The sequence below is a fragment of the Streptomyces durocortorensis genome, assembly GCF_031760065.1.
Classification (GTDB): Bacteria; Actinomycetota; Actinomycetes; order Streptomycetales; family Streptomycetaceae; genus Streptomyces.
Genome location: NZ_CP134500.1, coordinates 3,387,060 through 3,398,737 on the forward strand (window position 1 = coordinate 3,387,060; position 11,678 = coordinate 3,398,737).

Genomic DNA, 11,678 nt, shown 5'->3' on the forward strand with positions numbered 1-11,678 from the left:
CTCAGTCCTGCGGCCAGCTGCGGAACTGCCGCAGGCCGTACAGCAGCGGAGCCCGGTCCACCCGCCGGGTGACCCGGCGGATCTGTCCGTACACCGTGACGTGGTCACCCACCCGCTGGGTCAGCAGCACATCGCAGTCGGCGACGGTGTGGGCGTCCTGCGTCAGGTGCGGTCCCGCCCCGTCCGGCTCGGACTCCCACGGGACCAGCTTGAAGCGGTGCTGGTTGCCGGAGGCGAAGAGCTCCGCGGTCTGCTGGGCACTGTTGTGCAGCAGGTTCACCGCGAAGCCGCCGGAGGACAGGACCGCGTCCAGGGTGGGGCTGCCGTGGCGGAGGCAGACCAGCAGGACGGGCGGTTCGAGCGAGACGCTGCACACCGACGAGCAGGTCATGCCGCGCGGCGTACCGTCGGGGTCCATGGCCGTGACGATGCTGACCCCGGTGGGGAATCCGCTCATCATCGTCCGGAAGTCGTTCGAGGTCGCCGTATCCGGCGTCCTGGTGGCCGAGTCGGTCATCGCGCTCCGCTTTCTGTCGGTACGGGAATTTCCGTCGGTGCGGGCCGTTCCGCCGGTAGGGGCCGTAGCCCGCGGCGCGCTTCCGTACGGCCGTCGGCAGCCCGGTCGAGGAGCAGGAGCAGCGGCCCGGTCATGACCGTGGTGGCCAGCGCCATCACGATCAGGGCCAGGGTCAGGGGCGCGGTGAGCAGCCCCGCGCTCACCCCGGCCTGAAGGACGATGAGTTCGGTGAGGCCGCGGGTGTTCATCAGCACCCCGATCCGGCCCGCCACCAGCGGCGGACTGCCGCTGAGGCGCGCCCCGCCGTACCCTCCGAGGACCTTGCCCAGGGTGCCCAGGACGACGGTGAGCACGATCAGCGTCCAGGAGGCGGTGGTGAGCGCTTCGGTGAGCACCGTGACGCCGGTGACCACGAAGAACGCCGGCACCAGTGCCCGGCCCGCGCGGGAGACCGTGGCCACGGCGCCCGCCCAGGGGGTCGAGGTGCCGCCCGGGATGGCCAGGCCGATCAGCGCGGACCCGAGGATCGCCGTCATGCCCAGGTGCTCCATGCCGAACGCCACCAGCAGGGCCGCGGTGCCCAGCAGCGCCGCGGCGCATCTCGGCAGCTTCAGGAGCATGCGCCCCGCCGCCGGGGTACGCAGCCCGTACCGGACGGCCAGGGCGCAGGCCACGCCCAGGACGACGGCCGCACCGGAGCTCAGTACCCCGGCGACCGTTCCGGCGCCCGCGGCGACCGCCACCGTGAGGAGCAGCCAGCCGATGGAGTCGATGAGGATGGCGGAGGTGAGCGCGAGGCGCCCGGCCGCCGACTCGGACATCCCCCGGTCGGCAAGGACGCGCGCCATGACCGGCACCGCGGTGATGGACATCGCCACCATCACCATCAGGAAGAACGCGGGAAGTGGCGCGCTTCCGCGTACCGCGGGGTCCCCGGTCGCCACCACCCATCCGGCCAGAGCGGCACCGGAGAGCAGTGGCAGGACCAGGGAGCCCGCGCTGACCCAGGCGGTGGTCCGCCCGGGCGGCCCGGCGGAGTCGCCGTGCAGTCCGTGGGCCAGGCCGACCAGGAAGAGCACCAGGCCGGCCTTCGCCACGAAGGTGAGGGCTTCGAGCACCGCGTCGGGCAGTGCGGCCTCGAACGCCCCGGGGCCGAGCAGGGCGAGCGCGGCGGGGCCGGCCAGCAGCCCCACCACGATCTCCCCGACGACCTCCGGCTGCCGGAGCAGCCGGGCGACCGCACGGCCCAGCACGGCGATCGACAGGACCACGGCGAGCGCCACGGCCACATGGGTGAAGTACAGCATCAGCTCAACTGTGAGAAGTAGTCGTAGGCCTTGGGCAGTGTCCTGGTCAGGTGCTCGGTCTTCTCCCGGATCGCCTCGAATTCCCGCTGCGCGGCGCTGGAGTCGGAAATCCTGAGTGCCGGAGACGGTTTCACTTCGATACCGCCGGTGCCGAGCAGGATGCAGCCCCACGAGTACGGCGGCAGCCCGTGGTAGTACGGGAACACCGTCTCGCTGTCCGGAAGCTGGGTCTTCCACTTCTCGATACGCTCGGCGAGACCGTCGGGCATCTTCCGGGTCTTGGCGTCTCGCCAGTACTGCGTGTCGTTCCGCTTGGCCCCCACGTAGTGAAGTACCAGGAATTCCCGGACACCGTCCATCACATGGGCGATGGCATCGTTGTAACGGTCGCGGTGGGTCTCGTTCCAGTTGTCGTCCGGGAAATTCTTGGCGAGCTGCTCGATCGCGTGGTGGATGAAGAAGATCCCGGTCGATTCCAGCGGCTCGACGAATCCACTGGTGAGGCCGATCCCCACGCAGTTCTTGACCCAGGAGTTCCGGCTGCGCCCGATGCGCATCTTGATGTGGTTGGCCTCGGCGTCGGCCGCGGCCGGGCCGACGAACTCGCGCAGGGTGCGCTCGGCCTCCTCGGGCGATATGTAGTCCTTGGCGTAGACGTAGCCGGTGCCGACACGGCCCATGAGCGGGATCGTCCAGATCCAGCCGGCGTCCTGGGCGGTGGCGGTGGTGCAGGGGCGGATACCGCGCTTCTCCATGTCCATGGGGACCTGGAGGGCGACGGCGCTGTCGTTGGGCAGCGTGTCCTGGTAGGAGATGAAGGGCTCTTCGAGAGCCTTGTTCAGCAGCACTCCGCGGAAGCCGGTGCAGTCGATGTACAGGTCACCGGAGATGTCGCCGTGCTCGCCGGTCCGCACCCCGGTGATCCAGCCGCGGCTGTCGAGGTCCACGCTCTCGACGTCGTCGATGATGTGCTTGACGCCGCGCTCCACCGAGTACGTCGTGAGGTACTTGGCCAGCAGGGCGGCCTCGAAGTGGTAGGCGTACGGGAACTGGGTCTTGCCCTGGTGCTCGGACATCGTCAGCCCCTGCATCTCGTCCGCGCCCTCGACGAAGGGCTGGTCGATCAGCGTGCCGTCGAGCTGCCGGGGGCTGAGCCCCGCGTCGATGACCGAGGGCATCACGAAGCAGTCCTTGTCGAACCGGCTCGTGGGCCCTTCCTGGAGCCACCAGTCCGTCAGCGGGAAGCCGTTGACCGACCGCATCTGCTCGAAGGGGTGGTAGAAGTAGTGGCCCTGCTCCCGCCAGTTCTCGAATCGCACTGCCAGCTTGTACGTGGCATTGCAGGCGGGCATCCAGTCCTTCTCCTTGAGGCCCAGGAATTCGAAGAAATGCCGAATGTCGCTGAATGTGGCCTCTCCCACGCCCACGGTCCCGAGGTGACCGGACTCCACCAGCGTGATGTCGATCCGGTCACCGAATGCAGCCTTGAAGTACGAGGCTGTCATCCAGCCCGCCGTGCCTCCGCCCACGATGACAACTCGGTTGATCATGCGTGCCCCCAATTCCGGTAATTGCGCGAGTTCCGACTGCAATTGAGGCTAGGGGCCGCCGGGCGGCATCGGTACATTCTTAAGCGTGCAACGAAAGTCGCAGGTGGTCCGCTTGATTTCGGCCACGCGATTCGCCGACGGCAGACGGCCGGGTCCCTCGGGACCCGGCCGTCTGCGTCACCTCACCGCTTCAGCACCGCCTCACTCCACCGCCACCGCCTCGGCCGGCCGGGAACGCATCGCGTACCGGGCCGGCAACAAGGTGGCGCCCAGCGTCAGCACACCGGCGAAGCCGATGACGGCGAAGTAGATCCAGGCGGGCCCCTGAGGCATCCAGGAGCCGCCCAGGGCGATCCCGAAGGGGGCGAGGGTGGCGATGGCCACGACCGTGCCCAGCACGATGCCCGACACGGCGACCAGTACCGATTCGACCGTCATCACCCGCAGGATCTGGCCGGGGGTGGCTCCGACGAGCCGTTGCAGGGCGAACTCCCTGCGCCGTTCGGCGGAGGACACGATCAATGTGTTGACCAGGGAGATCACCGCGTAGCCGATGATCGTGCCCGCCAGCAGGTAGTTGATCCAAGCACTGGTCCCGCTGTCCTGGCCGGACGCCTCGGCAGTGACCCGGTCCACGACCTGGAGGCCGGGCTGCACCTTCCCCAACTCGCTGATCGAGGAGACGAGTTCGGAGGGTGCGACACCGTCCCTGCCGGACACCAGAATCTGCGGCACCAGCCCGGTGGTGGAGTGCTTCAGCATCAGCTCGGCGGGCAGGAAGGCGGTTTCGAAGCCGGACCTGGCCTCGTACGAGGCGACCACCTTGAGCGGCAGCTTCGTGCCGTCGCCCAGCAGCACGGAGACGGTGTCGCCCACCGCCTGCCCGTTCTCCGAGGTGAGCGAGGCCGGCAGGACGATCGTGTCGCCGCGCAGATCCTTGAAGGAGCCCTTGTCCGGCGAGACCGCGAGGGTCGTGTCGGCGCTGCTCCCGGTGATGCCCAGCACGACCAGCTCGGTGTTGTCCGGGTCGTCCACCTCGTCCTCGTCCGTGGGCGGCTCGATGATGTACGCCGTACCGGAGGAATAGGCCGATGCCCCTGCCACGCCCGGGACTTCGGAGATCCTCTCCACGAGTCCCGGCTGCATCCCGCCGGTCGAGGAGCTCACCATGACGTCCGCGCCCAGCAGTTCGGCAGCGGCGTCCTTGGACGCGGCCGCCTGCGAGGTCTGCATGTAGATCAGGGCGGTGGCGAGCCCGGTGGCCAGCATCACGGGGGTGACCGCGGCGGCCACCCGGATCCGGCGGGCCCGCACGTTGTTCATGGCGAGCTCGCCCGCGAAGCCGGTGAAGGCGCGCAGCGGCCAGCGCAGGACGGCGATGAGCACACGGGTCAGTCCGGGGCTGATCAGCGCGATCCCGCCGGCCCACAGCAGGGCGGCGGGCCCGGTGGTGGCCGCTCCGATCGTGCCGTGCATGACGACTGCGGTGACGACCGCGAGAGCGGCGCCGCCGATGAAGCACAGCAGGGCCCAGGTCAGCCGGGAGCCGCTCAGCCAGCGGGTCTGGAGCCCGGACTCGGTGAGTGCGGCGGCCGGGCTGGCGACCGAGGCGCGGCGCGAGGCGATGTGTGCCGCGGCCACGGCGGAGGCCAGCGAGGCACCGGCCGCGACGATCACCGGCACGAAGCCCGCCCTGTAGACGATCTCGGGGGCGACGACCCCGCCACCGGCCAGCTGCTCCAGCATCCAGCGTCCGGCGAGCCGGCCGGGCACGATGGCCAGGGCGATGGCGGCGACGGCGATGACGAGGGTCTCGCCCACGACCATGCGGCGGATCTGCGCCGGCATCGAGCCGATCGCGCGGAGCATGGCCATCTCGCGCATCCGCCCCTGAACCAGCAGGGCGAGCGTGGAGCCGACGACGAACACCGCGACCATGACGGCGAGTCCGCCGAAGACGGCCGACATGGAGATCAGGTTGGTGGATGCCTGGAGCGCTTCGGGGAATTCGGCGACGCCGCGTGCGTGACCGGTGAGGGTCACGGCGGTCGCCCCCTTCACGGCGCCCTCGACCTGGGATGCCAACTCCCCTTCGGAGGTACCCGGCTTGGGCAGCACGGCGATGGAGTCGACCTGGTCCGGCTGCCCGAGCAGCCGTCCGGCCTCGGCGTCGGTGAAGTACAGGGCCTGCTCGGTGCCGGTCGAGGAGCGGACGGTGCCGGTCACCCTGACCGTCTCGGCCGTTCCGGCGACCGCGAGCCGCAGCTCGTCGCCGGTCCTGGCGCCGAGCCTCCCGGCCAGCTCCGCGTCGAGAGCCGCCTCGCCCGCGGCGCTCGGTGCCGCGCCGTCGGCGAGCCGGCCGCCGGTCAGTTCGGCGGACGACCAGCCGTGCCCGACCAGGCCGTCGCCGCCCGGGGCGGCCCGGTCGTCCTTGAGCGCGGAGACGGGGAAGCTGACGTCGGGCAGTGCGCGCTCGACGCCCGGCAGCGCCGCGATCCGCTGCGTCAGTGACGCGTCGAGGCGGGCGCGCTCGGGCAGCACGTCGTGGTCGAAGGACTGGTCGCCGGTGACGACGACGGGTGCGGCGGCGAGCCGCTGGGGCGGTACGACACTGCGGATGCCGGTTTCCATCAGGGCGCCGCAGGCCATCAGGACGGTGGCGCCGAAGAACAGCGCGACGAAGGAGGCGACGAAGCTGCCCTTGCGGAACTTCAGTGTTTCCCAGGCGAGTCCCAACATCACACGACCCCTTCGGCAAAGCCGGCCGCGGCGGGGTCGCCCCAGGCGCCCAGGTGGGTCATGCGCTCGGCGATCGCATCGGCGGACGCGCCGTACAGCTCGTTCACGATCCGTCCGTCGGCGAGGAAGACCACCCGGTCGGCGTGCGAGGCGGCGACCGGGTCGTGGGTGACGATGATGGCGGTCTGCCCGCCCCGGTGCACGGTCTCCCGCAGCAGGCGCAGCACCTCCAGCGCCGTACGGGTGTCCAGGGCGCCGGTCGGCTCATCGCCGAAGATCACCGCGGGCCTGGTGATCAGCGCGCGGGCGATCGCGACGCGCTGCTGCTGGCCGCCGGAGAGCTCACCGGGCCGGTGGGACTTGCGCGAGCCGAGTCCGACGCGCTCCAACACCGCGTCCACAGCGCCGCGTTCGGGCTTGCGCCCGGCCAGCCGCAGCGGCAGGGCGACATTGTCGGCGACGGTCAGCGCGGGCAGCAGGTTGAAGGCCTGGAACACGAAGCCGATCCGCTCCCGGCGCAGCCTGGTGAGTTCCTTCTCGTCCAGCCCGGTGAGCTCCTGGCCGTCCAGGACGACCGAGCCCGCCGAGGGCTGGTCCAGTCCCGCCGCGCACTGCAACAGGGTCGTCTTGCCGGAGCCGGAGGGCCCCATCACCGCGGTGAAGGTGCCGCGCCGGAAGCCGATGGACACGTCGTCGAGGGCCACCACACGGTTGCGCTCGGTGCCGTAGTGCCGACTGACCTTGTCCAGCCGTACGACGTCGTCGTTGCCTTGCGCGGGTGCGGTGGTCATGGAGTCATCCCCCTGGAAGGACTGGAAGGGCCGGCGGAGCTTTCGGGAACTGTCGGCCCGGCAAGCGGTCCGGGCTCGGCGAGCAGGCGCTTGGCCTCGGACAGCGGGTCGGAGCGCGGGCCGAGAACCTTGTGTGCCACGGTGGAGTGGAGCCTCGCCGCACCGACCACCGCGTAGACGGAGAGCGAGGTCAGAGCGAGAGCGACCGCGGCTGCCGCGAAGGCGGTGGGCAGGTCGTCGACGCTCAGCAGGCCGAGCGCGCCGCCATCCGGAACGGCCCAGTACCAGGCGGGTACGAGGACCAGGGCGATGGTGGTCAGCCAGATGAGGAGTGCCACGGCGTCCAGCAGCAGCAGCGGGACGAACAGGGCGATCAGATAGGCGCAGTCGCGCAGCGTGGTGGGGTCGCTCCAGCGGGCCTTCACCCCGGCGAGGACACCGGCGGGGGCGATGGTCCGGTACTCGGCCCTGACGGGGCCCGAGAACATCCGGGTGCGGGCCCGCTCGATCCGGGCACAGCCGCGCACGAGGGCCGCGGCGCCGATCAGGAGCGGCAGCCCGAGCATCGTGATGTTGAGCGTGAAGGACACGACCAGGACGGCCAGGCAGAAGGCGAACATGACCGGGCCGATCAGCAGATACCCGGCCAGGTAGGCGGTGGCCGCCCAGGGCTCCGACGAGCGGAGCAGACGTAAGGGGCTCTCGCCTAACCGCAGTTGGCCGGGGCCGCGTTCGCTTGTCTCAGTAGTGGTCATCAGTCGACACTTCGCAGCAGTCCCTCGACGGCGGTGAGCCGCGACGTCAGCTCCTTGAGCTCCTCACGGAGCGCCTCCTGTCCGGCGACGGCCTCTTCGGCGAGCTTGCGGTAGCCCGCCATCGCTACGGCGTCGGCACGATGCCGCTGAAGGGTGAAATAGGCGACCGTGCTCACACTGATGCCGCCGACCACCGTCAGGGTGAGCAGGATGGCGATGATGCCGCCAGTCATGTGGGGGTTCCCTTCTTCTTTCCTGTGTCGCGTTCCGCTGCCGCAGGCTGCATCCGGTCCTCCCGCAGCGCGGACAGGACGGTGTCGACCGTTACATGAACATCGAAGGGTGCCAGGGCGAAGAACTTCATCGCCTTGCCGTCGTCGGAGAGCTCCAGCGCCCCGGTGACGAGGCCGGCCTTCTCAAGCCGTTCCAAGTGCATGTAAAGAAGCGGCCTGGACAGGCCGAGCCTGCGGGCGAGTTCGCTCACGTGCACCCGCCCCTGAGCCAACTCCCCGATGATCCTAAGCCGTTGGGCATGCCCAACGGCAGCAAGCAGCGCAAGGAGCTCTTCGCTCGTCAGTGCACTCACCCCCTTCACTCCACCTGTAACTCAAGCCTTACAGGTGTCATGCGGGATGTCAATCGATACCGTGCCCGCGGTCACCGCTCCGCCCCGGGGTCAGGGGGGACGCAGATGCACATCGACGGGCGCGCCCCGTGCGTGCCGCCCCAGGACGGCGACGGCGAGCATGACATGCCGGTCGACGAAGGGAGCCGCGACCACCAGGTCCGCGAGATCCGGCAGCGGGAACAGCCGGGACGACCGGGGCAGGAACAGGAACCGACCCGCCGGAACGGGGCCGGGCCGCAGCAGTCCGCCGCGCCCGAGCCCCGTACCGTACGCCTTGCCCATGGCCTCCTTGTGGGTCCACAGCCAGAAGAACGCGGCGACCCGCTCCCGCTCCGGCCTGCCGCGCACCCAGGCCGCCTCCACCTCGGTGAACCAGCGGTCGGCCATGCGCTGCGCCCGGACCGGCCGCTCCACCTCCACGTCGACACCCAGCGGTCCGAGCCCGGTCAGCGCCAGCGCGGCGACGCCCCGCCCGTGGCTGAGGCTCACGTACGCGCCGCCACCGAGCCCGAACAGGTGGGGGCGCCCGTTGACCTCGTGGCCGAGCCGGAGGCTGCCGGGCTCCACACCGACCACACCGGCCGCAGCGGTCAGCACCCGGGCGCGGGACGCGTCGTTGCTGAGCCCGTCCGTCGCGGTGACGACCACGGTGACCCGGTGGGGAGCGAACAGGGTGCTCATCGCTCCCCGGCCAGTTCCTGGAAACGTCGCCGGGTGGCCCGTACGTCGCACTTCCCGTTGGCGTTGACGACCAGGCGTTCGACCACATGCACCTCGTTCGGCACCAGTACCGAGGGCAGTACACCGGCGAGCACGGTACGCACCAGGGCGGCGAACTCCTTCGCGTCGGGCGGCGGTCCGGCCGGCACGACGAAGGCCTCCAGGGTGTCCACCGGCCCCCGCACCACTTCGAAGGCGGCATCGGCCACGCCCGGCACGGACAGCACATGGTGGCGCAGCTCGCCGAGCTCGACACGGTGACCGCTGACCTTCAACTGGTCGTCCCCCCGCCCGAGGTACAGCAGCGTCCCGTCGGCGAGCAGTTCCACCATGTCACCGGTGCGGTACGCCCTCCCCGGGGTGCCCCCCAGGTCGCTCTCGTCGATGAATCCGCCGTCGGAGCCCCGCCCGCCGAGGTAGCCCGCGGCGACCGAACGCCCGGCGATCACCAGCTCCCCCGGGGCGCCGGGAGCGACCGGGCGCAGCTCGTCGTCGACCACATAGGCCCGGGTGTTCCAGGCCGGGGTCCCGATGGGCACCGTGGGGGTCGACGGCACACTGCCGCGGTCGAAGACATGGGCGCAGCAGCCGATGGTGGTCTCCGTCGGCCCGTAGTGGTTGATCAGCCGCACTCCGGCCAGCCGGGGCGCCAGCGTCCCCAGCAGGGCCGGGTCCAGTCCCTCGCCGCCGAACATCAGCGTGCGGGTCGCCCGGCCGTACTGCGGCGGCTCCGCCAGCACGTCGAAGAAGCGGGCGTGCGAGGGGGTCAGCTTCATGAAGGTGTACCGCCCGCCGCGCTCCCCGAACAGGGTGTCCTGGTCCCACATCCCGGCCACGGCCACCACCCGCCGCCCCTGGGCCAGCGGCACCCAGAGCGAGGTCATCGCGAGATCGAAGCCGAGACTGGCGAAGAGCGGGCTCCCGCCCCCCGACCGGCCGACGAGCGAGCCGCACCAGGCCACGTAGTTGGCGAGCGAACCGTGTTCGACCATCACGCCCTTGGGCACCCCGGTGGAGCCCGAGGTGAACACCACGTAGGCGATGTCGTCCGGGCGCGGCAGCGGCGGCTCCGGCGGCGCCGCCACCTCGGCGAGCGCGGCCACGTCCACGACGGGCACAGCGGGCCCCGCGGCGGGAATCCCGTCCGCGGCTCCGTCGTGCACCACGGCCGCCGGCCGCGCGCACCCGACCACGGTCGCGGTCCGCTCTTCCGGGTGGGTCGGATCGACCGGTACGTACACGGCGCGCAGCGTCATCACCGCGAGCGCGCCGGCGATCACTCCGGCCGTACGGTCGGCCCTGACGACCACCCGGTCGCCGGGCCCGACGCCGGCCTCGGCCAGGGCGGCCGCGATCACCAGCACGCGGTGCCAGAGGCCGGAGAAGGTCAGGACGGTACCCGCGCTCTCCACCGCGACGGCGTCCGGCCGCAGGCGGGCGTGTTCACGCACCAGGTGGATCACCGAGTCGGCCTCGACCGTGCGCACTGCTCCGCGCACCGGACCCGGATGTTGCACCGACGAGGACATCGCTACTCCCTGCTTCTCCTCGATGACCCCGTTCCGGGGCCTCCTGTTGGCGCGCCCGTTCGTCAGACGGCCGCGGACCGTCCGCTGCCCGGCTCGCCGAGCAGCTCGCGACGGGTGACCATGTCGCCCATCGCGACCATGATCTTCCGCTCGCCCCCGAACGGGTCACGGCCGTGCGACACGAGCATGTTGTCGATCACGACCACGTCACCCTTCTCCCAGCTGAAGCGGCGGGCGAGGGCGTCGTAGAGCCCGCGCAGGAGGTCGACCGTCGCCTTGTCGATCGACGTGCCGTCGCCGTATGCGGCGCTGCGCGGGAAGGCCGCCTCGTCCTCCCCGAAGAGGGAGGCCATCAGCTCCCGTACGGAGTCGTCCAGGCAAGCCGTGTGGTGCAGGAACAACTGGTTGAAGAAGACCGGATCGCCGCTGCCCGGGTGGCGGACGACGGCGGGCGCCCACTGCCGGGTGCGCAGTGTCCCGTCCGGGAGCCACTCGCACTCCACGCCCTGCGCGCCGCAGCGCCGCTCCACCTCGGCCCGGTCGTCGGTGCCGAACATGTCCTGCCAGCCGACGTCGAGGCCGTCGATGAAGTTCCGTACGTAGCGGATGCCGGCCGTCTCGAAACGCGCCCTGATGTCCTCGGGCAGCGCCGCGTACACCTCGCGACCGTCCACGATCGGTGTCGCACCGCCCTCACTCGCGGGCTGGACGCAGCAGAAGAACTGCCGGCTCGGCCACTGCGGCATGTGCGAGCTCTCGTGGTGGAAGAGGATCGACTGCTCGGCCGGATACGGGGTGGACTTGTAGACGCGATCGGCGTCCTTCTCGTGCGGCAGGTCGCCGTAGTCGCCGTACAGATCCGAGACGAGCGAGCCCGCCACCCCCTCGAAGGTCTCCGCGTCGGTGACCCCGAAACCGCGCAGCAGCAGCGCCCCGGACTCGCGCAGGACCGCATCGACCGCTTCCCGGTTGGCGGCCGCCCATTCCCGGGCATCGATTCCCGGTACCGCGCAGCGGACCACCGGAGGAAATACCTCCTTGTCGAATTGCACACCGCCACCGAACATCGCTTACCACCCTCTCGCTCGCCCGCTCCAGTGAGATGGAGCCTAAAGTCGCCGAAAGCTGCCCGCCAGACCCTT

General features: G+C 70.7%; 11 protein-coding genes. All 11 read right to left on the reverse strand.

Annotation, left to right across the window (positions count from 1 at the left end; all coding sequences use genetic code 11):
- Position 1: 1 nt before the first annotated feature.
- Entirely contained in the window at positions 2-517 is a 516-nt protein-coding gene (locus tag RI138_RS14895; RefSeq protein ID WP_311120316.1) for a flavin reductase family protein, read from the reverse strand.
- Positions 514-1,824 carry a cation:proton antiporter gene (locus RI138_RS14900; RefSeq protein WP_311120317.1) on the reverse strand — a complete coding sequence of 437 codons (1,311 nt, stop codon included), beginning with the start codon at positions 1,822-1,824 and terminating at the stop codon, positions 514-516. Before RI138_RS14900 ends, RI138_RS14895 begins: the two co-directional genes overlap by 4 nt.
- Complete coding sequence (locus RI138_RS14905) at positions 1,824-3,374, reverse strand: tryptophan halogenase family protein (RefSeq protein WP_311120318.1); 1,551 nt, start codon at positions 3,372-3,374, stop codon at positions 1,824-1,826. Before RI138_RS14905 ends, RI138_RS14900 begins: the two co-directional genes overlap by 1 nt.
- A 201-nt stretch (positions 3,375-3,575) precedes the next feature.
- Positions 3,576-6,113, reverse strand: a complete 2,538-nt coding sequence (locus RI138_RS14910) for an ABC transporter permease (protein ID WP_311120319.1) — start codon at positions 6,111-6,113, stop codon at positions 3,576-3,578.
- Positions 6,113-6,904, reverse strand: a complete 792-nt coding sequence (locus RI138_RS14915; protein WP_311120320.1) for an ABC transporter ATP-binding protein — start codon at positions 6,902-6,904, stop codon at positions 6,113-6,115. Before RI138_RS14915 ends, RI138_RS14910 begins: the two co-directional genes overlap by 1 nt.
- Positions 6,901-7,659 (reverse strand): sensor domain-containing protein, encoded by a 759-nt coding sequence (locus tag RI138_RS14920; RefSeq protein ID WP_311120321.1) that lies wholly within the window; start codon positions 7,657-7,659, stop codon positions 6,901-6,903. Before RI138_RS14920 ends, RI138_RS14915 begins: the two co-directional genes overlap by 4 nt.
- Positions 7,659-7,892, reverse strand: a complete 234-nt coding sequence (locus tag RI138_RS14925; RefSeq protein ID WP_311120322.1) for a hypothetical protein — start codon at positions 7,890-7,892, stop codon at positions 7,659-7,661. The genes RI138_RS14920 and RI138_RS14925 overlap by 1 nt, the downstream gene beginning before the upstream one ends.
- Entirely contained in the window at positions 7,889-8,245 is a 357-nt protein-coding gene (locus RI138_RS14930; protein WP_398863022.1) for an ArsR family transcriptional regulator, read from the reverse strand. Before RI138_RS14930 ends, RI138_RS14925 begins: the two co-directional genes overlap by 4 nt.
- A 90-nt stretch (positions 8,246-8,335) precedes the next feature.
- Positions 8,336-8,968 carry a 4'-phosphopantetheinyl transferase family protein gene (locus tag RI138_RS14935; protein WP_311120323.1) on the reverse strand — a complete coding sequence of 211 codons (633 nt, stop codon included), beginning with the start codon at positions 8,966-8,968 and terminating at the stop codon, positions 8,336-8,338.
- Entirely contained in the window at positions 8,965-10,506 is a 1,542-nt protein-coding gene (locus RI138_RS14940) for an amino acid adenylation domain-containing protein (RefSeq protein ID WP_311120324.1), read from the reverse strand. Before RI138_RS14940 ends, RI138_RS14935 begins: the two co-directional genes overlap by 4 nt.
- A gap of 92 nt (positions 10,507-10,598) precedes the next feature.
- The gene (locus tag RI138_RS14945; RefSeq protein ID WP_311120325.1) at positions 10,599-11,588 is read right to left on the reverse strand and encodes a TauD/TfdA family dioxygenase; all 990 of its coding nucleotides are present in this window, start codon (positions 11,586-11,588) and stop codon (positions 10,599-10,601) included.
- Positions 11,589-11,678 lie beyond the last annotated feature (90 nt).

Coding starts and splice junctions, on each gene's coding strand:
- RI138_RS14920 (WP_311120321.1), bottom strand. CDS start 7,659: ATGACCACTACTGAGACAAGCGAACGCGGCCCCGGCCAACTGCGGTTA.
- RI138_RS14900 (WP_311120317.1), bottom strand. CDS start 1,824: ATGCTGTACTTCACCCATGTGGCCGTGGCGCTCGCCGTGGTCCTGTCG.
- RI138_RS14935 (WP_311120323.1), bottom strand. CDS start 8,968: ATGAGCACCCTGTTCGCTCCCCACCGGGTCACCGTGGTCGTCACCGCG.
- RI138_RS14915 (WP_311120320.1), bottom strand. CDS start 6,904: ATGACCACCGCACCCGCGCAAGGCAACGACGACGTCGTACGGCTGGAC.
- RI138_RS14910 (WP_311120319.1), bottom strand. CDS start 6,113: ATGTTGGGACTCGCCTGGGAAACACTGAAGTTCCGCAAGGGCAGCTTC.
- RI138_RS14925 (WP_311120322.1), bottom strand. CDS start 7,892: ATGACTGGCGGCATCATCGCCATCCTGCTCACCCTGACGGTGGTCGGC.
- RI138_RS14895 (WP_311120316.1), bottom strand. CDS start 517: ATGACCGACTCGGCCACCAGGACGCCGGATACGGCGACCTCGAACGAC.
- RI138_RS14905 (WP_311120318.1), bottom strand. CDS start 3,374: ATGATCAACCGAGTTGTCATCGTGGGCGGAGGCACGGCGGGCTGGATG.